At 33.4% G+C, this 21889-nt stretch carries 25 protein-coding genes and 1 riboswitch; of the genes, 14 read left to right on the forward strand and 11 right to left on the reverse strand.

Annotated features, from left to right (window positions below; translation table 11 throughout):
- The first annotated feature begins 26 nt into the window (after positions 1–26).
- From ACJTHF_RS05540 to ACJTHF_RS05565, 6 genes are all read left to right on the forward strand, one after another.
- Positions 27–1514: an aldehyde dehydrogenase family protein gene (locus tag ACJTHF_RS05540; RefSeq protein ID WP_107603317.1), complete on the forward strand. Its 1488-nt coding sequence runs from the start codon at positions 27–29 to the stop codon at positions 1512–1514.
- A gap of 18 nt (positions 1515–1532) precedes the next feature.
- Positions 1533–2423, forward strand: coding sequence for a 4-hydroxy-tetrahydrodipicolinate synthase (gene dapA, locus ACJTHF_RS05545; RefSeq protein WP_078355170.1), 891 nt, complete (start codon positions 1533–1535; stop codon positions 2421–2423).
- Between the two features lie 16 nt (positions 2424–2439).
- Complete coding sequence (locus tag ACJTHF_RS05550) at positions 2440–3789, forward strand: protoporphyrinogen/coproporphyrinogen oxidase (RefSeq protein ID WP_084756652.1); 1350 nt, start codon at positions 2440–2442, stop codon at positions 3787–3789.
- Positions 3790–3862: 73 nt separating this feature from the next.
- On the forward strand, positions 3863–5188 hold the full coding sequence (locus tag ACJTHF_RS05555; RefSeq protein WP_107603316.1) for an MFS transporter: 1326 nt from the start codon (positions 3863–3865) through the stop codon (positions 5186–5188).
- A gap of 9 nt (positions 5189–5197) precedes the next feature.
- Positions 5198–5965 carry a threonine/serine exporter family protein gene (locus ACJTHF_RS05560; RefSeq protein WP_107603315.1) on the forward strand — a complete coding sequence of 256 codons (768 nt, stop codon included), beginning with the start codon at positions 5198–5200 and terminating at the stop codon, positions 5963–5965.
- A gap of 9 nt (positions 5966–5974) precedes the next feature.
- The gene (locus tag ACJTHF_RS05565) at positions 5975–6436 is read left to right on the forward strand and encodes a threonine/serine exporter family protein (RefSeq protein ID WP_078355174.1); all 462 of its coding nucleotides are present in this window, start codon (positions 5975–5977) and stop codon (positions 6434–6436) included.
- 312 nt (positions 6437–6748) lie between these two features.
- On the opposite strand, the gene hxlB is transcribed toward ACJTHF_RS05565, so the two are convergent.
- On the reverse strand, positions 6749–7288 hold the full coding sequence (gene hxlB, locus ACJTHF_RS05570; protein WP_048539985.1) for a 6-phospho-3-hexuloisomerase: 540 nt from the start codon (positions 7286–7288) through the stop codon (positions 6749–6751).
- A gap of 1 nt (position 7289) precedes the next feature.
- On the reverse strand, positions 7290–7922 hold the full coding sequence (gene hxlA, locus ACJTHF_RS05575; protein WP_025905795.1) for a 3-hexulose-6-phosphate synthase: 633 nt from the start codon (positions 7920–7922) through the stop codon (positions 7290–7292).
- Positions 7923–8034: 112 nt separating this feature from the next.
- Between hxlA and ACJTHF_RS05580 the strand changes: the two genes are divergently transcribed.
- From ACJTHF_RS05580 to ACJTHF_RS05595, 4 genes are all read left to right on the forward strand, one after another.
- Positions 8035–8388 carry a winged helix-turn-helix transcriptional regulator gene (locus ACJTHF_RS05580; RefSeq protein WP_037589866.1) on the forward strand — a complete coding sequence of 118 codons (354 nt, stop codon included), beginning with the start codon at positions 8035–8037 and terminating at the stop codon, positions 8386–8388.
- A gap of 60 nt (positions 8389–8448) precedes the next feature.
- A complete protein-coding gene (locus ACJTHF_RS05585; RefSeq protein ID WP_078355177.1) occupies positions 8449–9003 on the forward strand; it encodes a DUF4256 domain-containing protein in 555 nt (184 codons plus the stop codon).
- Positions 9004–9161: 158 nt separating this feature from the next.
- Entirely contained in the window at positions 9162–9617 is a 456-nt protein-coding gene (locus ACJTHF_RS05590; RefSeq protein WP_049320586.1) for a LytTR family DNA-binding domain-containing protein, read from the forward strand.
- 13 nt (positions 9618–9630) lie between these two features.
- The gene (locus tag ACJTHF_RS05595; RefSeq protein WP_107603314.1) at positions 9631–10014 is read left to right on the forward strand and encodes a DUF3021 domain-containing protein; all 384 of its coding nucleotides are present in this window, start codon (positions 9631–9633) and stop codon (positions 10012–10014) included.
- Between the two features lie 442 nt (positions 10015–10456).
- On the opposite strand, the gene ACJTHF_RS05600 is transcribed toward ACJTHF_RS05595, so the two are convergent.
- The gene (locus ACJTHF_RS05600) at positions 10457–10792 is read right to left on the reverse strand and encodes a hypothetical protein (RefSeq protein ID WP_107603313.1); all 336 of its coding nucleotides are present in this window, start codon (positions 10790–10792) and stop codon (positions 10457–10459) included.
- A gap of 391 nt (positions 10793–11183) precedes the next feature.
- Complete coding sequence (locus tag ACJTHF_RS05605; RefSeq protein WP_232156845.1) at positions 11184–12977, reverse strand: AIPR family protein; 1794 nt, start codon at positions 12975–12977, stop codon at positions 11184–11186.
- Between the two features lie 258 nt (positions 12978–13235).
- On the opposite strand from ACJTHF_RS05605, the gene ACJTHF_RS05610 reads away from it, so the two are divergent.
- On the forward strand, positions 13236–13616 hold the full coding sequence (locus tag ACJTHF_RS05610; protein WP_107603294.1) for a hypothetical protein: 381 nt from the start codon (positions 13236–13238) through the stop codon (positions 13614–13616).
- 33 nt (positions 13617–13649) lie between these two features.
- Here ACJTHF_RS05610 and ACJTHF_RS05615 read toward each other — a convergent pair whose 3' ends face one another.
- Genes ACJTHF_RS05615 through isdC form a run of 7 tightly spaced genes read right to left on the reverse strand, consistent with a single transcriptional unit; the run spans position 13650 to position 19591 of the window.
- Positions 13650–14000: an antibiotic biosynthesis monooxygenase gene (locus tag ACJTHF_RS05615; protein WP_232156847.1), complete on the reverse strand. Its 351-nt coding sequence runs from the start codon at positions 13998–14000 to the stop codon at positions 13650–13652.
- Positions 14001–14020: 20 nt separating this feature from the next.
- Positions 14021–14740: a class B sortase gene (srtB, locus tag ACJTHF_RS05620; protein WP_407812598.1), complete on the reverse strand. Its 720-nt coding sequence runs from the start codon at positions 14738–14740 to the stop codon at positions 14021–14023.
- Positions 14724–15509 carry an ABC transporter ATP-binding protein gene (locus ACJTHF_RS05625; protein ID WP_232156852.1) on the reverse strand — a complete coding sequence of 262 codons (786 nt, stop codon included), beginning with the start codon at positions 15507–15509 and terminating at the stop codon, positions 14724–14726. The genes srtB and ACJTHF_RS05625 overlap by 17 nt, the downstream gene beginning before the upstream one ends.
- Positions 15490–16464 (reverse strand): FecCD family ABC transporter permease, encoded by a 975-nt coding sequence (locus ACJTHF_RS05630; protein WP_232156854.1) that lies wholly within the window; start codon positions 16462–16464, stop codon positions 15490–15492. Before ACJTHF_RS05630 ends, ACJTHF_RS05625 begins: the two co-directional genes overlap by 20 nt.
- Positions 16465–16476: 12 nt before the next feature.
- Positions 16477–17361 carry a heme ABC transporter substrate-binding protein IsdE gene (isdE, locus tag ACJTHF_RS05635; protein ID WP_232156856.1) on the reverse strand — a complete coding sequence of 295 codons (885 nt, stop codon included), beginning with the start codon at positions 17359–17361 and terminating at the stop codon, positions 16477–16479.
- Positions 17358–18908, reverse strand: a complete 1551-nt coding sequence (locus ACJTHF_RS05640) for an NEAT domain-containing protein (RefSeq protein ID WP_232156858.1) — start codon at positions 18906–18908, stop codon at positions 17358–17360. The genes isdE and ACJTHF_RS05640 overlap by 4 nt, the downstream gene beginning before the upstream one ends.
- Entirely contained in the window at positions 18908–19591 is a 684-nt protein-coding gene (gene isdC, locus ACJTHF_RS05645; protein ID WP_232156860.1) for a heme uptake protein IsdC, read from the reverse strand. Before isdC ends, ACJTHF_RS05640 begins: the two co-directional genes overlap by 1 nt.
- A 229-nt stretch (positions 19592–19820) precedes the next feature.
- Positions 19821–19929: riboswitch (TPP riboswitch) on the forward strand.
- Between the two features lie 76 nt (positions 19930–20005).
- Between isdC and ACJTHF_RS05650 the strand changes: the two genes are divergently transcribed.
- From ACJTHF_RS05650 to thiS, 3 genes are read left to right on the forward strand one after another with little or no spacing between them, the layout of a single operon-like run.
- Entirely contained in the window at positions 20006–20590 is a 585-nt protein-coding gene (locus ACJTHF_RS05650) for a thiamine phosphate synthase (protein WP_153654004.1), read from the forward strand.
- Positions 20583–21692, forward strand: a complete 1110-nt coding sequence (locus ACJTHF_RS05655; RefSeq protein WP_084756643.1) for an NAD(P)/FAD-dependent oxidoreductase — start codon at positions 20583–20585, stop codon at positions 21690–21692. Before ACJTHF_RS05650 ends, ACJTHF_RS05655 begins: the two co-directional genes overlap by 8 nt.
- A complete protein-coding gene (thiS, locus tag ACJTHF_RS05660; protein WP_025905802.1) occupies positions 21689–21889 on the forward strand; it encodes a sulfur carrier protein ThiS in 201 nt (66 codons plus the stop codon). Before ACJTHF_RS05655 ends, thiS begins: the two co-directional genes overlap by 4 nt.

Here is a 21889-nt window from a genome sequence, read left to right on the forward strand (position 1 = left end):
ATATAAAAACAGGAGGTTATTTTGATATGGCAACACAAAGTTTAAAACCGAAAGTAAAAGTATTTTTAGAACAAGACATAGGTTTATATATTAACGGATCGTATGTTCAATCTTCTGAAGGGAAAACGTTTGATGTTATCAACCCCGCTACAGAAGAAAAAATAGCATCGGTTCATGAAGCGAATGAAAAAGATATCGATATTGCTGTCAATGCAGCGAGAGAGACTTTTGATCATGGTTCATGGACAAATTTGGAAGCGCATACACGTTCTCAGCTGATTTATAAGTTTGCTCAACTTGTTGAAGAAAATCGTGAAGAACTTGCACAACTAGAATCTTTAGATAACGGTAAGCCTTATCACATCGCACTTAGTGATGATGTTGGCGGAACTGTACAACAATTTGAATACTATGCAGGCTTTGCAACTAAGATTTCTGGTAAGACAACACAAGTTTCACCTGACTATGTTAACTACACACTTCACGAACCAATTGGTGTTGCAGGACAAATTATTCCATGGAACTTCCCATTGTTAATGGCGGCATGGAAATTAGGTGCCGCTTTAGCAGTAGGATGTACAGTTGTAATTAAACCTGCTACAGAAACACCACTTTCATTACTTTATGTAGCTCAATTATTTAAAGAAGCAGGTTTCCCAGATGGTGTTGTAAACGTTGTTCCAGGTAGTGGTCGCATTGCTGGTGAAGCATTAATCAAGCATGAAAAAGTCGACAAAATTGCATTTACAGGTTCTACAGAAGTCGGAAAGAATGTTATGAAACAAGCTGCCGATCAAGTTAAAAACGTAACGTTAGAACTTGGTGGTAAATCCCCTTCTATTATTTTAGAAGATGCAGATTTAGAAGAAGCTATTACAGGCGCTTATAACGGTACGATGTATAACCATGGTCAGAATTGCAGTGCTTGTACAAGAATATATGTTCAAAGAAATGTTTACGACAAAGTTGTAGCAGGTGTTAAGAAACTTGCTGAAGAAACTAAACTCGGTCCTGGTTTAAATAGTGATACTGATATGGGGCCACTTGTTTCTCAAAAACAACAAAATACCGTTCAACAATATATTCAATCTGGTATTGATGAAGGTGCAACACTTGTAACAGGCGGCATTCAATCATTTGATAGAGGATATTATGTACCACCAACGATATTTGCTGATGTTACGGATGATATGACAATCGCTCGCGAAGAAATATTCGGTCCAGTTATGTCTATCTTAATATTCGATACAGTTGAAGAAGCCATCGAAAAAGCGAATAACAGCGAATACGGATTAGCAGCAAGTGTATGGACAGAAAATATTAGAAAAGCGCATTACATTTCTGGCAAACTCCAATCTGGTACTGTTTGGATCAATGATGTTGGATTGGAATTAGAAACAATGCCATTTGGTGGCTATAAACAATCTGGTATTGGTCGAGAAATGGGCGGCGAATATGGATTAAGTAATTATACAGAAGTTAAAAGTGTTTACGTGAATATGCAACAAAAATAAATTAAAGAGGTGCTTATTATGTTTAAACCATATGGTGTTATACCTGCATTACCTACTCCAATGAAAGAAGGCGGCGTCATCGATTATGACGGCCTTGCTCAGTTAATCGAACATGTTATCAAAAACGGTGTTCATGGTGTTCTAGTTGGCGGAAGTACTGGTGAATATTCTTTAATGTCACTAGAAGAACGTCAACAAGTGATTCAATTCGTATGTGATACAGTCGACGCACGTGTTCCAGTAATGGCTGGAACAGGCTGTCATAGTACTGAAGATACAATTAAATTAACTCAATTTGCTGAAGAAGCTGGCGTATCAAGTGCTTTAGTCATTAATCCATATTATATGGCAACGAGTGACGAAGGTATCTTAAATCATTACAAAGCTGTCACTGAAAACAGCAAAATCGGTATCGTTATTTACCATTACCCAGATGCTACAGGTATCGAGCTATCTCCAGAACTTATACATGAAATCAGTCAATTAGATGGAATAGTTGGTATTAAGAATACAGCAGACGGTGTACATACATCTAAATTATTAAATCTGACAAAAGATAATGACCGCTTCTCATTATTAACAGGATTTGAAGATTTAATACTAGCGACACTTGCTTCAGGTGGTGTTGGTGCAATTGGTGTCGTCCATAATTTAGTGCCAGATAAAATTGTTAAACTTTATGATTTGATCGTGAAAGAAAACAACATAAAAGAAGCAGCTGAATTAAATAAAGAACTCATCCCTTTATATAATTTAATAGAAGAAGAAGTTATTCCAGGCACTGTAAAAGCAGGACTAGAAGCAATCGGATTACCTGGTGGACCTAGCCGCTCACCATTAGTGTCTGCTTCACCAGAATTCAAAGAAAAAATTGCATCAAAATTAAATGAACTTTATCAAAACTCATAATAAGAAGGTGTTGGAAATGAAAGATGTCGTTATTATAGGCGGAGGTTTAGCGGGTTTATCCGCCGCTTGGAGATTAAAACATCATGATATTTTACTTTTAGAATCAACAAATAGAGTTGGTGGACGTGTAATGTCTGAACGAAGAGGCTCATATTGGCTAAACTGGGGCGGTCACGTATACGCAGGAACTGGTTCGGCGACAGATGAATTATTTAAATCTGTCGGCATTTCCTCTATGCCAGTCCCAGGTAAATTAACAGCCATGTCTTTAAATGGCAAATTACTCACAAGCGGACCTGTTGAAACATATCCTTTCCGTGTCAATATGTCATGGAAAGACCGTTTCGCATTAATTAGAGCTGGTGCTAAAGTAAGAGCTTCCGTTCTACGCTATGGAAAAATCGCGAAACAAAAAAGTCTAGAAGATAAAAGTGTTCAACAACAACGTATTTTAGACTTTATGAACCATAAAACTTTTACAGACTTTACAGGTCATTTACCGCTTGATGCCGATGCTATTTTCAGACCGACCGTGAGTCGATCAACTGGCGATCCTGAACAAATATCTGCAGGTGCAGGTGTAGGATACTTCCATATGATTTGGAACAAAGATGAAGGTTTATCACGAAATATTATGGGAGGTCCTTCTACATTAACAGATACAATCGCTTGTTCACTTGGCGACGACGTACTACTAAATACTGACGTACAAGAAGTGATTCAAGACCACGATTCAGTAACTGTTAAATATGTTCAAGATGGACAAGAACATGAAATACAAGCTCGGTATGCCGTACTTGCTACACCAGCACCTATCACTAGAAAAATCGCAAAAAATATCAGTCCTGAAGTTGGCGCTGCATTAGATCAAATTAAATATGGTCCACACGTAAGCGCAGCATTTTTAACAAATGAAACAGGCAAACAAGTTTGGGATGATATATACTCATTTGCAACACCAAAGAAATCATTTGATGTATTAATTCATAGCTCTAACCTTGTACATTCTCTTTCTAAAAATAGAACTAAAGGTAGTACCTTTATGACATTTTCCCCCGCAGGAAGAGGACAAAAATTACTAGACAAAACAGACGAAGAAATTATCGATATTTATTTGAATGACTTAAATGAAATGTTTCCAGGTTTCAGTGATAAAGTTGTTGAAGCTCACGTTCAAAAATTTCCATTAGGATCTGCTTACATCTTCCCGGGAAGAGCTAAAATTCAACCTATTCTTACGAAACCTGACAATCGATTATATTTAGCTGGCGATTATTTAGGTACTTTATATACTGAAACAGCCATTCAAACAGGTTTTAACGCAGCACAAGATATTAACAGTTTATTATCATACAGTTATCAATAAAACCCTTCACCCCTTTATGTAAGCGCTATCTTTAAAAGTAATGATGCACTGGTCTATATTAGGAGGACATTTAATGAATAAAGATTGCACAATGGAAGAAATGCCATTCTCAAGATTTCACATGAAGATTTTTGCTTATTCAAGTGGAAGTACATTTGTTGATGGATACAGTTTAGGTATTATCGCAATAGCGCTTGCTGTTATGCAAAATAGTTTTGATATGTCCGTTACAGTTATTGGTTTATTAGGTACGGCAACTTTAGCAGGCATGGTTCTAGGTGGTATGTTCGGCGGTTACTTCACAGATAAAATTGGCCGAAAAAAGATGTTCATCTTAGATATGCTCGTCTTAGCAATTGTTACGACATTACAGTTTTTCGCAACTGATCCAGTACAATTAATCGCATTAAGATTTGTTATCGGAATCGCTTTAGGAACGGATTATCCAATTGCCGGTTCACTTATGAGTGAGTTCTCTCCACAAAAAAAACGTGGTGCTTTACTCGGTGGTATTAATGGATTCTGGTTTGTAGGTTATGCTGTTTCATTCTTAGTTGGGTATCTACTAATACCTCTTGGAGATACAAGTTGGAGATGGATGCTATTAAGTGGTGCGTTCCCTATCATATTATTACTACTTGCGCGATTAAATATGCCAGAATCACCTCATTGGCTCGTACAACAAGGTAGAAAAGAAGAAGCAGAACAGATCGTCCAAAAAATATTTGGTGATAACGTTGTTGTTTCCAAAGATACAACTGGACATAAAAAGACGAACTTCAAAGATATTTTTAGAAATGGTCAAGGTAAATGGACGTTCTTTGTTTCAACATTCTGGTCTTTACAAGTTATGACAACATTCGCAATCGGCACATATATACCGTCTATTCTTTATGAATTTGGATTCCAAGACGGTTCTCAAGAGTATTTGGGATCAGCCGTTATTAATATCTTCTATTTAATCGGTGTTATCCCTGCACTTTATTTAATAGAACGTTATGGAAGAAGACCAACATTAATTTGGCCATTCTTAATCTCAACACTTGCATTATTTGCATTAGGATATGCATCTGGTTTAAATGCACCATTCATAGTTATACTGTTACTCTTTATCATATACGGAATTTTCAACACAGCTATGGGTTGTCATCAATGGATTTATCCATATGAGCTTTTCCCAACTAATATACGAGGTACAGGTGGAGGATTTACAACGACGATTAGTCGTGTAGCATCAGCAATAAGTACATTCTTCTTCCCTGTTATATTAACGAATTTCGGTGTTAGTAATACAATGTATATCGCTGGTTTCTTACTACTTATAGGATTTGTTATTTCTGTTATGATGGCCCCAGAAACTAAAAATATGAATCTACAAGAAGCAGGTTCTATTAGATAGAGGTGTGGCATGATCCGAGATACATCTAATAATCACATTGATGAAAAGCTTTTAACTAAAGTCATATTGTTAGCAGGTCGAATTTTATTAGAATGTAGTGCCGAAACCATTAGAATCGAAGACACTATGAACCGTATTGCGAGGAGTTTAGGTTATCAACATAGTAACGGTTATGTCGTGAATATTTTTATTACATTCTCATTATCACAGAATTCAGAAGTTCAAATCATTAGAATTCATAAGAACAATACGAATCTGATTAAAATAGCAAATGTAAACACGATATCACGCAAACTCGTTAATAAAGAAATCACCCTAGAAGAAGCTTATAAAAAATTGAAAGATATTGATTTAAACACTAAAAATTATCCATTACTTCTTAAAACTTTAGTATCAGGCTTAATATCTCTCAGTTTCTTATATCTTTTTGGTGGTGAATTTGGTGATATCATCCCTGCCTTTATTGCAGGCTCTATTGGTTTTTCAATTGTTGAAATCATCAAGATGCGAATACCTACATTATTTATCCCCGAACTAATAGGATCCTTTGTAATAGGTCTTATCGCCATTTGGGGTCACCACTTGATGGCAACAGGAGATATAAGCCCTATTATTATATCTTGTGTCATGCCAATTGTACCTGGTGTGCTTATTACGACTGCCGTACAAGATTTATTCGACCGGCATATGGTCATGTTTACAACGAAGATGCTAGAAGCCATCGTCACTTCATTTGGTATAGGATCAGGTGTCACAACATCATTCTTAATTTTATAGGAGCTTGATATGTTAACTATCATATTACACTTTGTATTTAGCTTTTTAGCATCTTATCTATTTGCACTCGTTTATGACGCACCACGTAAGTTATTTTTAGCTGCAGGCTTTGGTGGTGGTTGTGGCTATCTCGTTAATTATTTATTATTAGAAAGTACAAATATGGATGCCATCTATACAAGTTTGCTAGGCAGTTTAACACTCGGCTTAATCAGTCACACCATGGCAAGAACATTAAAATCCCCAGTCATCATATTTATGATTCCTGGTATCATCCCTTTAGTACCAGGAGGCATAGCATTTGAAGCAACAAGGAAACTAGTAGAATTAGAATTTAATAGCGCCGTAGATATATTTATTAGAGCATTATTGATAGCGGGCGCTATAGCAGTAGGCTTATTAATGGCAGACCAAATATTCAAAATCATTAATCATACAAAAGTAAATATTAATAGAGAGACTGGTACATAAAATGTGCCAGTCTCTCTATTGATATGGGAAATATGAGAGGCGCTATTTTGCTTGTTTGGGCTGTCTTGATAAATACGAAGCCCTGAACATTGCTAGTCATGCTCCACTTGCAATATTCAGCCTCCCAACATTGCTTGTCGCACCCCACTTGCAATATTCACACCTCCAACATTGCTAGTCACGTCCCACTTGCAATTCTCAGCCTCCCAACATTGCTAGTCACACCTCACTTGCAATATTCACACCTCCAACAACACTCATCTCTATCTAAAAAGTAAGAAACCGTCTGAAAATTTCAGACGGTTTCTTTTATTATTCCAAATTCGCGTGTTTATTTTGCATAAATGTTTCACTTACGTTTAATTGTTCCATTAAATCCATTACGATACTATCTAAATATAATTGAGTGCTTTGTTCGAACAGACTTCCTAGTGGTTGTTCTGATCCTTTTTCATCATATTTAGTACCTGCTGGTAAAACAATCACGTCATCTGCTATTTCAGCAATTGGTGATTGTTCTTTTGTAGAAATTAATATGATGTTCGCTCCAATATCTTTTGCTGTTTGTGCGAGTAATTTTAAGTGAGCTGTTGAGCCTGAACCAGAGACAATCAATAATTTATCTCCTTCTTTAATAGAAGGTGTACTTGTTTCACCTACTACATAGCTTTTCTTACCTAATTGGTTCAATCTCATAGCAAAACTGTTCGCGACAAATGCAGAGCGTCCTTTAGCTGCTACAAACACTGGAACTTCTGACTGCAAGCTATTTACGAATTGCTCAGTATCCTTCAAGTCTACTTGATTTAATGTTTGCGTGAGTTCATTCAATATTAATTGATAACGGCTCATATTACTTACCTTCGATTATTTCTCTACATAATTTTGCAGCTGCTTTTGGATCGTCTGCGTTAGCAATTCCTCCACCAACAATAATTAAATCTGGATTTTCATCAGCAACAGATTGAATTGTTTCTGGTGTAATACCACCAGCTACTGCTACTTTTGAATTTTTGATAACTGATTTAACTGTACGTAAGCTTTCTAATGGTGATACACCTTCAGCTTGTAAATCGTAACCAGTATGCACAGCGATATAATCTGCACCTAATGCATCTAATTCTTTCGCACGTTTTTCTAAATCTTGAACTGCGATCATATCCACTAATAATTCTTTACCATGTTTATGCGCTTCTTCAACTGCACCTTTAATTGAAGCATCTTCAGCTACACCTAAAATTGTTACGATATCTGCTCCAAATTTAACAGCTTGGCTTACTTCATAACCAGCAGCATCCATAATTTTTAAGTCAGCTAATACTTGAACATCTTTAACAGATTGACTTAATTTTTCTACTGCACCTAATCCTTCATTAATAACGATAGGTGTACCGATTTCTACTATATCTACATATTCCTCAACTTGTTGCGCTAATTGAGCTGCTTCTTCTTTATTTAATAAATCAATTGCTAATTGTAATTTCATATTAATCATATCTCCTTTATCTATATTACTTTACACTTATAATTGTGATACAATGTATAAAATTATGCAATACTGACAAATATGTCACTTAGTGAAGAAATGGGGTTGTATTATGGTATTAATTAACTATAAAGAAACGGAATATTATAATTCTAAAGACTTAGCATTATCTGTTATTGGCGGTCGTTGGAAAATACCAATCATCTGGCATTTACTACAAGCGTCACCTCTTAGACTCAATGAATTAGAAAAGAAACTACCAGATATTAATCAGCGTATGCTTATTAGACAGTTGAGAGAACTCGAAGACGATCATATCGTAAACCGTACTGTATATCCGGTCGTACCACCTAAAGTTGAATATAGTTTGACACAAATAGGTAAAGATTTAGAACCTGTTGTTAATGGCATTTGTGACTGGGGAGACGAATTTTTAGACTTTTTAAATACTAAAGATAAAGCCTAATCACATATTACTTTTAATCGCTTCATAGTTTGCTACAATAAAATAAAAAAGGGGTATTTTATGACAACTCAAAAACTTTCACAAGAAGAACAAGCTGAACTGCTTACAACTTTACAAAAACGATTCGAAAAATTTCCAGAACGTCATAAAAATATAGAATGGTCAGATGTAGAAAAACGATTAAATGAACATCCAGAAAAATTATGGTCACTTAATCAAATGGAACAAACTGAAGGAGAGCCTGATGTAATAGGATTAGAAGATGATGCTTATATATTCGTAGACTGTTCTAAAGAAAGTCCTAAAGGCCGTCGAAGTGTTTGTTATGATAGAGCAGCATTAGAATCTAGAAAGAAACACAAACCAGAAACAAGTGTAATGGACATGGTTCATGAAATGAACGTTACATTAATTAATGAAGAACAATATAGACATTTACAAACACTCGGTGAATTTGATAAGAAAACATCAAGCTGGATTGAAACACCGACAAAAATTAGAGACCTTGGTGGTGCATTATTCTGTGATTTACGGTATGACACAGTATTCACTTACCATAATGGCGCTGATTCTTATTATGGCGCAAGAGGTTTTAGAAGCATGTTAAAAATATAAAATAAAGCTTCCTCAATTTGTCTCAAGAAGACAAGTTCAGGAAGCTTTTTCTATACAATCATTAGCTAACCACTTACACCGTATATTAAACCGGTTATGACATAACTACTGACAAATTTTTAGAAACAACATACCATATAAGCAAAGGAGGTTATGCTATGACAGAGCCATTCAACGTTCAACTAAACATCGACACTTCACAAAAGACGACGGATATTTCAATCAAAACCTTTGAACAGGAACTTGGTCATAACCTATTAACGTATATTCAACAATTTGAAACATCCAACCATAAAATAGGTATTAAAACATCACAAGGTACATCACTTATTTTAAAGGAAGACATCATTTTTGCAGAAATTTTTGATAAACAACTGAACATCATAACAACCAGTGAAACACTCACAACTCGAATGTCACTCACTGCCTTACAACAAACTTTGCCTAAGCAGAAGTTCGTACAAATTAGTAAATCGTCTATCGTAAACATTGAACATATCAACAAAGTATCACCGTCATTCTCAGGGAATTTATATGCAACTTTATCCAATAATAAAAAAGTAACCATTTCAAGAAGATATGTTAAAAATTTAACTGAAATATTAGGTATATAAGGAGGAGACCATTATGAACAAAATCTTTAAATCTATTCTACAAGGTATCGGTATAGGAAGCAGTATTATGCTCATATTCATCGCAATATTTGAAGTAACAATTGACTTCCAAGCAGTCTTCAGCGTTTATATATTCAGTGCCATTTGTGGATTTCTACCAATAGTTTATGAAATCGATCAAATACCACTCTTATTCAAGCTCATCATTCATTTAGGTGGTAGTATCATTACATTCTTTATCGTTTCAACAATTAATAACTGGATACCATTACAACCAGCAACACTTATCGGAGGCCTCACAACCTTCGCATTAATATTCCTCGTTATCTGGTTTATATTTATGTATCTCAATATTCAACAAAGCAAAAAAATAAATACAAAACTTAAAAAAATGTAAACAAAGACCCTTAAGGTTCACTCCTTAAGGGCCTTATTTTCCGTTTTTCCATATTTTACTGAAATAAATGTAATTCACACGATATAGATTCCGTATTACACAAATGTGTAATCAATATTAAAATATATTATCTATTCATATCTTCTAAACTCATAATCGATTTCCCCATTGATTATGAAAACTTCTCTTATTTAGTGCTTAAAATCTTATAGAGTATCATTTTAGCGCCATGAATAATTTATAAACCTAAAACTCCCCTAAACATTTCTTAAATTCACTAAATTCCTCTAAATCCTCTTTATAACCTATAATAACCCATCCGAAAAGAAGAAATGTACAATATCAAATCAAAAATCAAGCTCTTTCGCAAAAACCATCAATCAATATCAAATCATAAAGTGTGCTATGAAAAGTATGTGCAACGCTAAAATACAATGTAAATCTAAGTACCAATCGCATCTTCAAAATGACGATTCAAATATAAACAAATTTCATTTATTGTATCAATTGTCTCACCAAACAAAGTAGAACTTCGTTTAAGAATCTTAAAATGCTTTTGGTCTTCTTCCAATCTCACGTATGCAAAGACAAAAATAGAATTAAAAAATTCAGTCTGATCATTAAGAGACTCTCCATATCTCTCATCCAAATCATCCAAAATATCATCTAAACTAATATCTTTAGGAATCACCAGTTCCTCCACTCTATGCATGCCAATCTTACCTTCAGTAATAAACCCCTGAATATCGTAAAACTCAAACTTAATAATATTGTACATTTTAGCCTCCTTTCTAAGGGATGTTATAGGTTATATTTTTATTATATTTAGGAATCATTTATTGTCAATAAATTTCTATACTTTTTTTATACAAAATATTTAAAATACAATGAAACCCCGTTAAATAAACGTTTTATAAGACTAAAAATTTCAAAAAATCTCGAAATAAGTAGTTCAAAATCGTAAAATTCTCAAAAAAATTTATTAAACATAATTTACGTAAAAGTAATATTTAAGACACCATAAACTTCAAAAAATGTAATATAAAAATTAAATTTTTTCCCAAAAAAGTGAAAGAAAAACAAAAAAATCTGCAAAAAAAGACACGACGTAAGAAGTCGTGTCTGGGAGTTTGAATAGTTTATTCAAAATACAGAACATTATTTATACTCTATGATTCTCTTCTTTTAAATATATCACTATAAGGGCTAATTAAGTCCTTATAACTTCTCGTTACTTTTCTTTTATTAATGATCTTATTTGCAATTTTATCTATATATTTTTTATCAGTCTTAAAGAAATTACTAGGGCTTGTAACAGTACCTAATGTATATTCATCATCATAAATTTCTTTTAACAATTGTACATATTCAACTATCAAATCTTTCAGCTTATCGTCAAGATCATCTTCTTTATAATTAGACAAAAATTCCCCAAATACAAAATCATCTCCTACAAGATCATCTTTATTTTTCGAGCTTGGATCATTATTAACGATTCTATAAATAAGTCCTATTATTGCAATTAATGCATATCTACCATTATTTAATATTATCATTTCTTCATTATCAAATATCACGTTTCCTTGTTTTTTATCTTTTATTTCTTGTATGATGTGTCCAATTCGTTTATTTAAATCAATCAAGTCCTTAATAAATTTTACTTTATTTTTATCTGCTGCATAATTTAATTTGAATATACTTTTATAATGATTATTGTTCGCAAACAAACTTCTTTTCGCTGATCTTGCTGTACCAGGTTTTTGATAAACAAAAGAATAAAATATTTGTGCAAATTCTTCGTTTTTAATTTTATTAGTAGCATACTTCCTAGGCGTGTTAATCCCTCTTTTTATTTCTAAAAATATTCCATGATTCAATAATATATCATGCAATTGAATCATCTCAGGAGCATTTGCTTTTAAATCCTTTGGTTGTATGGCTTTTTGAGAATTTGTTGCTTCAGCAATACTATTGAAAAATGACCTCTCATCAACTTTACTATTTTTCTTTTTAATGATTTTGCATATTAAATAAAAATCTTCCTTACTTGAATCTAAATTTTTCGCGATTAAATGTGTTGTTTGCCCTCCATTTACAATTGAAAAATCATATACTTTTATGTTATCTCCATCGGGTATATAGTCCTTACAAGCAATAGTTATTCCGTTATTCATTACCCAAAAATCTTCAGGATTTTTTCTCATACTACGTATAATAGATTCATCAACATTTTTAGATTTAATATATCTTCTAATATTCATGTTGAATAAACCATCTCTCTCAAATTTCTCATATGCAACTTTTAAACTATTGGCACTTATATTTACAACTAGCCCTTCATAATTATCTGATTCATATTTCAGAGCATTTTTAGACTTATCTATTTCAAATTTAAACTCTTTAGCAACTTCTAAAGTTTGCTGCATTTCTTCAATCATTTTATCAATATCAATTTTATTTAATAAGTTAAAATCACCAAACTTTGCACTTTGTATATTATCTATCTTACGACCTACATCTTTCTCATTAACTTGACTTGTCGATGAAAAGATTATTTCAATATTACCTTCTTCTTCTTCTGGTAAACTGTCTAATGCATTTCTTAAGTGTTTTTTTACTTCTCTACTATATATATTCGTATTCTCTTTTTCAAAATCACTTAAAGTACTATTTATCTTACTAACTTCTGCATTTACATCATTGACTTTAATATTTTTTGAATACTTATTCTGACCAATAATCACTTTAGAATTTTCATCATCGTAAAATACAAAGTCAATTCCTCCATCATTTTTACCGTCAGTGATATTTTCATTGATCAAGTCGTACCAATTCTTTTTGTATTCTAGAGATTTATAGCAATAAATTGAACACATAAGAATATCAAATGCTCTTTCTCTAGAAATTGCATAGTCATCTTTATGCGCTATATCCATGATTTTATCCAATTCATTTTCAATCATATGTATTCCCCCTTCACTTATAAATAATTTTATTATTTAATAAATTAAATTTATTAAGCTAATTTTATAACATTTATTCTTTCTGTGCAATTTGAATGTAAACGTTTAACCACTTATTATAAAAACATCCTACTTCAAATAAAATCCAGCCTAAATTTCTAATAAATAGTTAAGTAAAATTTAAGGTTGTGCGCATATTATCATGCTAAGTTTTTATGTAAAATTAGTTATAGGTATGTTAAATAAACAGGAGGACTTATGAAATTTATCATAAAATATTCTACATTAATCAGGATTGCTTCTCTCATTCCGTTTGTTCTAGTTGGTCTTATGTTACCTATTGGTGACAACTTCATATTATATTACTTATCTTTAATATTTGTTTTTGGATTCGTTCATGTGTTATTAACGATTGCTGAAAATAAATATAAGGCTATTAATCATAAGATATTCATACGCAATGTTATTTTGAGAATGATTCATTTTATTATAATTGCAGCGTGCTCTTACGTTATATTCTTTGCTTCTCATCTACATAACAATCCGATTATTGCATTATCATTTATTTTTATAGCTGGTTTTTCAGGATATTATTTTGATTATTTAGATACGAAAAATTCTGAAGTAATAAAAGAATAGAATATATAGAAAAAATCCAGCATGACTTCAATGTCATGCTGGATTTTTTTCCTTAACTTCTACTTCATTATCAAAGTGATAACCGATTGTATATGTTGTGACTGTGTTTTCTAATATAGGGCTTTCGCTATCTTCTCTGTTATGTCGTACGTTCTTGTGTGCTTCTTTGAATACGTCTGATTTTAACCAGTTTTTAAAGTTTTTTTCTGATTCCCAGATTGTGAGTATTTTTACTTCGTCATATTCTTCGAGGTTGTTTGTTTTTGTAACATACATTTTCTTGAATCCTTCTATTGTTTCTATTCCTTGTCTCATATAGAATCTTTCTATTGTTTCGTCTGCTGTCCCTTTATAGAGTTGTAATTTATTTTCTGCCATAAACATGTTATTGCCTCTTTTCTATTTTATACTTTTACGAGTTTGGCTATGACGACGATTCGTCCTGATGTCAGTGAATATGGATCTTCACATGTTGAGAGTGTGACGATTTTGTCGTCTTTATTAACTTCTGTCGTTGTTGAGATTTGTGATTTTTTTAATGTTTGTTCTAGAAATTGTTCATATGTTGCTTTGTTTTTAAAGTCTGTTTGTATGTAATTATCTTTTGTTGTCGTTTCATATGCGCTAATGACTTCTAATTGATATTTACCGTATTGTGTATCGTACTGGATCGTTTTATGTTGGTTATAAAATGATTGATCTAAATATTTTTCTACGACGTCAAACATGGTGTTATCTCCTACGTGATGTCCATATATGACGGTATTCATTTTATCGTGCTTAGGTGTATTACGATAATCCATAAAGATACTACCTTTTCTACTATCTTGTTGTTCAAAGTCTTTCTTTAAGTAGTCCTTGTTGTCTTTCGATTGTAGTATTGGATAGTTCAATGATGTACCTTCTAGATGTATCCATCCTATAATATCTTTGTTGATGTTACTAAGTTGTTTGAATTGTGGTCGCACGGTATTGGTGTTTGTCATTTGCGTATAATTTTGTTGTAAATGAATGTAGCGTTCTTCCGCTTCTTTATCTTCTTGTTTATTGTGATACATGACATATCCAGACCATATGATGACAGCGACTAATGCTATTTGAATGATTTTAATGATGATTTTCACGTGTTGCTCTGCCCTTTCTCTTACAAATCAGCATGCCACATTCTGGGTCATGGATGATTTTCGCATCGATATTATATACGTGTGAAATAAAGGATTCTGTTACGACTTCTTCTGGAGGTCCTTGGATGACTTGATTGTTATGTATACATACGATTTCATCGCTATATTCTATCGCTTGGTTAATGTCATGTAACACCATAATAATGGTGATATTAAAGTTCTCATTCAGTGACCGGATAATATCCAACACTTGATATTGATAATTTAAATCTAAGTATGTCGTTGGTTCATCTAGCAACATATATTGTGGTTCTTGCGCAAGTGACATTGCGATAAACACACGTTGTAATTCTCCGCCTGACAATTCACTAATTGGTTTATCTTGAAAGTCTTCTAATTCTAGTTGATGTAACACATGCTGAATGACTTCTTCTTGTTTGATATCTTTCTTCAATATGGATTGGTAACTATATCTTCCACACTGTATGACTTCTTTAACTGTATAATCTTCTGGCGCACGGTTATTTTGATGTACGGTCGCTAACTGCCTTGCTAATGTTTTTCTATTTAATGATGAAATAGCTTGATTATCTAAGTAAACAATACCTTCACTCGGCTCTAAATTACGTGATAATATTTGTAACAATGTTGATTTACCCGATCCATTAGGTCCAATGATAGTTGTAATGGCATGCTTTTTGAGTTGTATGTTTAACGATTCAAAAATATGCTTTCTCTGGTATTTGAAACTAACGTTCTCTGTTCGCATGGACATACGCTCCTTTACAAATAAGGTAAATCAAGAATGGTCCACCTACTACAGTCGTAATCGTACTCGCTGGTATCTCTAGAGGTGGTGCTATTGTTCGACCTACCGTGTCTGCTAATAATACGAGCCATGCACCAAATATAATGGAATATGGTATGACCTTTTTATAATTCGTTCCAACGATACGTCTTATAATATGTGGCACGATTAAGCCTACAAAAGCTAATTGACCTACTATAGCTGTTGCACTACTTGCTAAAAATACAGCAACTAAACCGATGATAAGTCGATATTTCGTAATATTAAAACCAATATTATGCGCTTGTTTATCTTCAAATGATAACAAGTTCACTTTGTTTACTAACATGAGCGCGAATATAATCCCTATTGTTGAAGTGACGGCAATTATATAGACATCTTGCCATATTTTCATCGTTAAACCTGTTGGTAACTGCATAACAGGACTCATAGATAAAAGTTCTATTACACCATTTAACATGGCGTATATCGCAACACCTACTAATATGAGTCTTATCGGAGTAATCTGATAACGTGATACTAATAGGAATAATATGAGAAACGGTATAACCCCACCAATAAAGACGAATATCGGTAAATAGAAATACAAGGTAGGTAAAAATATAAGTATGACACCTCGTGCAACAAGTGCACCAGATGTCACACCAATAATATTCGCTTCAGCTAGAGGATTTTGTAATACCGCTTGTAGCAAAGCCCCTGATACACTCAGAGCAGCTCCAACAAATAACGCGATGAATATTCTTGGCATACGTAAATCAATAACTGCATCTACTTGAGGTTCAGTACCTGTTGTGAGTTTCGTGATGATTTGTTCTATACTTAAAGGTAACTTTCCACTTACAAGCGATATATAAATTGTTATGACAAGCATACATAACATGATCCAGAACGTGAGTTGCGAATATTTTTTCATGTTTTAACCTCTTTACTTATGATATAAAATGTCATAAAGCTGTACTAACGCATCGTCAGTTTTAATACTTGCTGTTATGCCAAATGGTATTTCTTCTAAATCATAAACTCTATTATTTTTAACTGCGTCAAAATGTTTCCATATATCATTTGTACTAAACTCTTTCTTAAACATTTCTCTTACTTGGTCTGGAAAACCATGTGGCAATCTTAAAATAATATCAGGATTGACTTTATAAAGTTCTTCCGTATTAGAGGCTAAATATGCTCTTGATTCATTTTGTATAACATTCTCTCCTCCGGCAATTTTCACTAAATCACCAATATAAGAGTGTTCTGTTGCTACAAGATAACTACCGGGTACACCCATAAGAATCAGTACTTTAGGGCGTTTTTTACCTTGAATCTTAGCTTTAATTTCAGCTTCGGCATTATCAAACTTTTTATTAAGCTTTTTAGCCTGTTCTTTACGATTGAACGTATTACCCATTTCGGTGATAGATTTCTTCAAACCATTTAAACTGTCGTAATCATAATAAGTACCTTTCATTTTAAGTTGTTCAAACACTGGATCCATCTCAGATTTAATTGTTGTAACAGTTAATACATGTGTTGGATTAAGTGATTTCACAACTTCAACATTCGGTTTCTTAGGCTGACCAATTTCAGGTACATCTTTGTATCGCTTCGGTAAATCTTTATAAGTTGTCGGTTTACCTACGATATCTAAATCTAATGCATCTAAAGTTTCCGTTAAAGCTACAGTAGTTGGTACGATTCTAAATTCTTCTTTCTTTTGTTTACTTGAAGGTTCTGATGATTTACTAAAGTTGATGTTACAAGCCGCAAGTAGACAGCTACATATAAGCATTAAAATTAATAGCGATTTGATCTTCATTTAGATGCTCGCTTCTTACCTAAGAAGAATGAACCAGCTAATAACAATACTGCACCACTGAATATAAGTGCATATGTCATCGCATCTCCACTGCTACTTGTTGAAGGATTAACGAGTTTCATGTTTGTTGAACCATCTGCATTACGATCGAAACTTGGACTCACTTTATCTGCACTTGTAGTACTTGTTTCATTGTTACCACTTGTCGCAGCTTGATTTGAAGGTGTGACAGGTGATGAACTATGATTTGTTGAACTATTTGCTCCAGATGAAGCATTTGAAGATTCGGATTTTTGGTCATCTGTCGGTGTTGTCTGATCGTGTTGAACATTTTGAGAGTCATGACCTTTAGTGTCATCATCTTTACTTGGTGTGTTGACAAATCGTTGCTGTTCATCACTTGTGTCTGTATTTACATTGATAGACGTCTCTTCTTTATCAAATTCAATACGTGTTGTGTAATGATTGTCGTAGTTAATCGCTGGTACAACAATATGCACTTTAGATGTTAATACTTTTAAATCTTTCGGCTTTTCAAAGCGAATGATTTTTGTATCTGCAGATTTGTCTTCTGAAACGGTTGTGACATTTAATTTCTTATCATGATCGAATAATTCAAACGACTTCCAATATGAAGCTGATTTCAATGTTAGTTCAACATATTGTTTACCATTTTCTTCAACAATACGTGCAGGTTTCACCATATATTGGTCCATATAAGATATTTCACTTGAACCATTTTTATAGACCATGTAACCTAACGTTGAAGTTGCTTTTTCTTGAATAGTTGATCCTTGGTTGGAGCCAGTCGGATTTTTAACTTTATCAGGAATTGGCACTTCTTTTTTTGTTATCGGCTTTTCATCGTTCTTTGGTGTATCTTGCTTTGGTGTATCTTGCTTTGGAAGTTCTGTTTGTGGTTTCTCATGATTCGAATCCTTTGCAGGTGCTTGTTGTGTATCTTCATTATTCTGATTTCCATTATCCTGCTTTTGGTCAGTCGTTGATTGGTTTGAATCTACTTTTCCTGTATCTTGTTGATTTGAATTCTGAGTTGTCGGTGCACTAGGAATAACTTCTTTAAAATTTACTTGAGTCGTATATTTGTTGTCATAATTGATTGCCGGTACAACAATGTGAACTTTTGAAGTAAGCGATTGGCTACCTGGTTTAACTTTAAACTTGATGATTTTTGTATCAGCTTGATGATCTTCTTTAACTGTTTGAATGGCAATTGCGCCTGATTCATCATACAGTTCAAATGACTTCCAATAAGAAGCACTTTTCAAAGTCATCTCAACATACGTTTCCCCATTCTCAAAATATACCTTTGCTGGTTTCACCATATATTGATCCATATAAGAGATTTCATTTGATTTATCTTTATTAACTACAAAATCAATTGCCTTACTTTCCACTGCTGATGCTTGTTCTTCTGCTGCTTCAACTTTTTTCATTGTCGTATGACTAAGCGGTTCATAAGTGTTGAATGAAAGAGTTGAGAATAATAAAGAAAACGCTAATAGTGACTTAACACTTTTCTTCATTAATTATGACCTCTTTTCAATTTTTTATTGAACATAAACGTAACGACTAATAACATACCCGCAACAATTGGAAGGACTGTGATCATTACCGGTGTGCCTGCGCTCGTTTGAGGATTTTTCACATCTTGTGAAGTAGTAGTAGAACCATTAGATGGCGTACTACTATTAGAACTAGAAGATGCTGCTGTTGTTGAATTCTTAGAATCATCATTAGATGAAACTGCTGCAGCTTGGCCAGAAGGTTCTTTCACGTCAAATGTGATCTTGTATTTGTTATCGTATAAGAACGGTTTACCATCGACTTTTTCATTGATATAAACATCAATTGTTCCAGCAAGTTGTCCAGATGTAGAATTCACTTTAAAGCTAGACGTTCTAACGTCTGAACCTTTGTCTTCACTTACGATACTTTCAGCAGATCCATCAACTGTAATACCTTTTATCCAATGGCTGTGATTCATCGTTAAATGAAGTTGCTTTTCGCCATTCTTAACTACTAACTTACCTGGTTTATTAAAATAATCATTTGCAATCGAAACATCTGAAGTACCATGTTTCAATACTGTGTAATCAACATCATAAGTACCATCCTTAACATCAGCAGAAGCCACCTTACCTACGCCTACTGATAATAAAATAAGTACTAATAACCCAATATTTAAAAGTTGTTTAAACCTTTGCATAATATACCTCCTTTGTAAATTTCTTGAAATCTCCTTCCACCTTATAATTTAATTGATAATGGTTATCAATGTCAATATTATTTTCTATTTTAATAAATAGTTAGTTATACAAATTTTATTTCTCAAAATTTAAAAATTAATAGAATGGAATAATTTAGGTTGTAACTAAATAACATATAAATTTGAACATTTTTACTTTTATATGTACAATGGATGTAATAACTGAATAAATGTCCACTGGAAGTGCCTTATTATAGGCTGAGACTGAAGTAGTGACTTCGGGATTCCTTGAACCTGATCCAGTTCATACTGGCGTAGGAAAGTGGCGTATATAAGCTTACTTATACTTATAATTAAATTTTTACGCTATTTTTCTATATAGAAAAATAGCGTTTTTTATTTGGAGTGATTTCATTGTTTATTGCTGTTACACCGTATAAAGACTTAGATGTTGATGATTTAGAACATTATATAGAGATTGCAGAAGAGATTGATTTGTTATTACTGAGAGTGCCTATGACACATGATGATCTATGCTGGGCGCTTGATTATTTATTAGCAAATGGCTTTTCGCAAACGAAATTAATGATTCATTCTGATATGACCATACTTGAAAAATATGATTTAAATTTTATTCATTTTCGTGAAGATGACGTGCAAGCATTTGAATTTAAAAAGCTTCACCCTCATATATCCGTTAGTATGTCTACACATTCAGTTGAAAGTGTGAAACGCGCACGTGAATGGTCTTTAGATTTCGTATTCTTTGGTCATGTGTTTGAATCTCGTTCTAAATATGGTCTTAAACCAAGGTCTTATAAAGAAATAAAGGATGCTGTATCTATAGATATTCCTGTTTATGCAATTGGTGGCATAGATACACATTCTATTAAGTCATTGCCTCATGGTTTCGAAGGTGTTTGTGCAATATCATTTTTCAGAGATCGAAGTTCGCGTGAAATTCAGTTATTAAGAGAGGAGTGGCTTGCATATGTATGACGTGTTAATTGTTGGCTCTGGCGTCATGGGGATGTCTATTGCGCGTGAATTAGCCCTTAAAAATGATTCGTTGTCTATCGCTGTGATAGATCGAGATGTTCCTGGATTACACGCATCTTATAAAGCTGGTGGGATGTTAGGTGCACAAAATGAATTTATTGAAGATACACCCCTTTATCAACTTGCATTACGTTCGAGAGATTATTTCGAATCACTCAGTCACACGTTATATAAAGAGACGAATATCAATATTGATTATCAAGCACACGGTTTAATTAAAATGGCCGCATCACGAGATGATATCGACAGCTTAACTGAGCAATATCGTTTTTTAAATAAACGTGATCGTTCAGTTACTACATTAAATAGTCAATCACTTCGTCATCTTTCAAATCATACGATTGCCTATAATCATAAAGCGATTTATATTCCATTTGATGGCCAAATTAATGCCAATCAATATGCTAAAGCTTTATTGAAATCCATTGAGTATAAAGGGATTGAACGCATTTATCATACTGAAGTTAAATCCATACATCGCTTAAATGATTCGTTTAAAGTGCTCACTGCAAACCAAATTTTACTTTCCAAAAAGGTCATTGTTGCCGGAGGTGCATGGAGTCATCAGTTATTAGCAGACTATGAAATTGAGCCAAAAGTAACAGGTGTTAAAGGCGAAGTTCTACTGTTAGAACATCCAGACTTAAAATTAGAACAAACACTGTTCATGACGAATGGCTGTTACATTGTGCCGAAACGTGGCAATCGATTTTTAGTGGGTGCAACGAGTTATGTAGATGACTATACTGTTGGCACATCAGTTGAAGGAGAAAATTGGTTAATGCGTCAGGCATGTAAATACATTCCATTATTATCAAGTAGTCGACTCATTCATAAATGGTCAGGCATTAGACCATACACTGATAATGAGTGGCCCATTATGGATGAAATCGATGAAGATTTATATATTGTTACGGGCCATTATCGTAATGGCATATTACTGTCACCTATCATCGGCAAATTAATGGCTGAATGGATTGTTTATGAAGTAAGACCTACGTTATTAGAAGCGTTTAAAGTGAGGAGGTGTGTCCATTTATGAAATGTATCATTAATGGTGATGAATTTAATTTTGAAGATGCGTTAACATTGTCAGATTTACTAGACTCACTGGAATTAGATAAAGATAGAATCATCGTCGAATGGAACGATACACTCATCAAAAGTGAACAATTCAATGATATTACTGTTAGAGAATCAGATAGATTAGAACTACTAGAATTTGTTGGAGGCGGATAA

This window comes from Mammaliicoccus sp. RAM2 (genome assembly GCF_045897195.1).
Classification (GTDB): Bacteria; Bacillota; Bacilli; order Staphylococcales; family Staphylococcaceae; genus Mammaliicoccus; species Mammaliicoccus sciuri.

What these genes read in the sequence shown, in the direction of transcription:
- ACJTHF_RS05540 (WP_107603317.1), top strand. Translation starts at nt 27, where the DNA reads ATGGCAACACAAAGTTTAAAACCGAAAGTAAAAGTATTTTTAGAACAA.
- dapA (WP_078355170.1), top strand. Translation starts at nt 1,533, where the DNA reads ATGTTTAAACCATATGGTGTTATACCTGCATTACCTACTCCAATGAAA.
- ACJTHF_RS05550 (WP_084756652.1), top strand. Translation starts at nt 2,440, where the DNA reads ATGAAAGATGTCGTTATTATAGGCGGAGGTTTAGCGGGTTTATCCGCC.
- ACJTHF_RS05555 (WP_107603316.1), top strand. Translation starts at nt 3,863, where the DNA reads ATGAATAAAGATTGCACAATGGAAGAAATGCCATTCTCAAGATTTCAC.
- ACJTHF_RS05560 (WP_107603315.1), top strand. Translation starts at nt 5,198, where the DNA reads ATGATCCGAGATACATCTAATAATCACATTGATGAAAAGCTTTTAACT.
- ACJTHF_RS05565 (WP_078355174.1), top strand. Translation starts at nt 5,975, where the DNA reads ATGTTAACTATCATATTACACTTTGTATTTAGCTTTTTAGCATCTTAT.
- hxlB (WP_048539985.1), bottom strand. Translation starts at nt 7,288, where the DNA reads ATGAGCCGTTATCAATTAATATTGAATGAACTCACGCAAACATTAAAT.
- hxlA (WP_025905795.1), bottom strand. Translation starts at nt 7,922, where the DNA reads ATGAAATTACAATTAGCAATTGATTTATTAAATAAAGAAGAAGCAGCT.
- ACJTHF_RS05580 (WP_037589866.1), top strand. Translation starts at nt 8,035, where the DNA reads ATGGTATTAATTAACTATAAAGAAACGGAATATTATAATTCTAAAGAC.
- ACJTHF_RS05585 (WP_078355177.1), top strand. Translation starts at nt 8,449, where the DNA reads ATGACAACTCAAAAACTTTCACAAGAAGAACAAGCTGAACTGCTTACA.
- ACJTHF_RS05590 (WP_049320586.1), top strand. Translation starts at nt 9,162, where the DNA reads ATGACAGAGCCATTCAACGTTCAACTAAACATCGACACTTCACAAAAG.
- ACJTHF_RS05595 (WP_107603314.1), top strand. Translation starts at nt 9,631, where the DNA reads ATGAACAAAATCTTTAAATCTATTCTACAAGGTATCGGTATAGGAAGC.
- ACJTHF_RS05600 (WP_107603313.1), bottom strand. Translation starts at nt 10,792, where the DNA reads ATGTACAATATTATTAAGTTTGAGTTTTACGATATTCAGGGGTTTATT.
- ACJTHF_RS05605 (WP_232156845.1), bottom strand. Translation starts at nt 12,977, where the DNA reads ATGATTGAAAATGAATTGGATAAAATCATGGATATAGCGCATAAAGAT.
- ACJTHF_RS05610 (WP_107603294.1), top strand. Translation starts at nt 13,236, where the DNA reads ATGAAATTTATCATAAAATATTCTACATTAATCAGGATTGCTTCTCTC.
- ACJTHF_RS05615 (WP_232156847.1), bottom strand. Translation starts at nt 14,000, where the DNA reads ATGTTTATGGCAGAAAATAAATTACAACTCTATAAAGGGACAGCAGAC.
- ACJTHF_RS05625 (WP_232156852.1), bottom strand. Translation starts at nt 15,509, where the DNA reads ATGCGAACAGAGAACGTTAGTTTCAAATACCAGAGAAAGCATATTTTT.
- ACJTHF_RS05630 (WP_232156854.1), bottom strand. Translation starts at nt 16,464, where the DNA reads ATGAAAAAATATTCGCAACTCACGTTCTGGATCATGTTATGTATGCTT.
- isdE (WP_232156856.1), bottom strand. Translation starts at nt 17,361, where the DNA reads ATGAAGATCAAATCGCTATTAATTTTAATGCTTATATGTAGCTGTCTA.
- ACJTHF_RS05640 (WP_232156858.1), bottom strand. Translation starts at nt 18,908, where the DNA reads ATGAAGAAAAGTGTTAAGTCACTATTAGCGTTTTCTTTATTATTCTCA.
- isdC (WP_232156860.1), bottom strand. Translation starts at nt 19,591, where the DNA reads ATGCAAAGGTTTAAACAACTTTTAAATATTGGGTTATTAGTACTTATT.
- ACJTHF_RS05655 (WP_084756643.1), top strand. Translation starts at nt 20,583, where the DNA reads ATGTATGACGTGTTAATTGTTGGCTCTGGCGTCATGGGGATGTCTATT.
- thiS (WP_025905802.1), top strand. Translation starts at nt 21,689, where the DNA reads ATGAAATGTATCATTAATGGTGATGAATTTAATTTTGAAGATGCGTTA.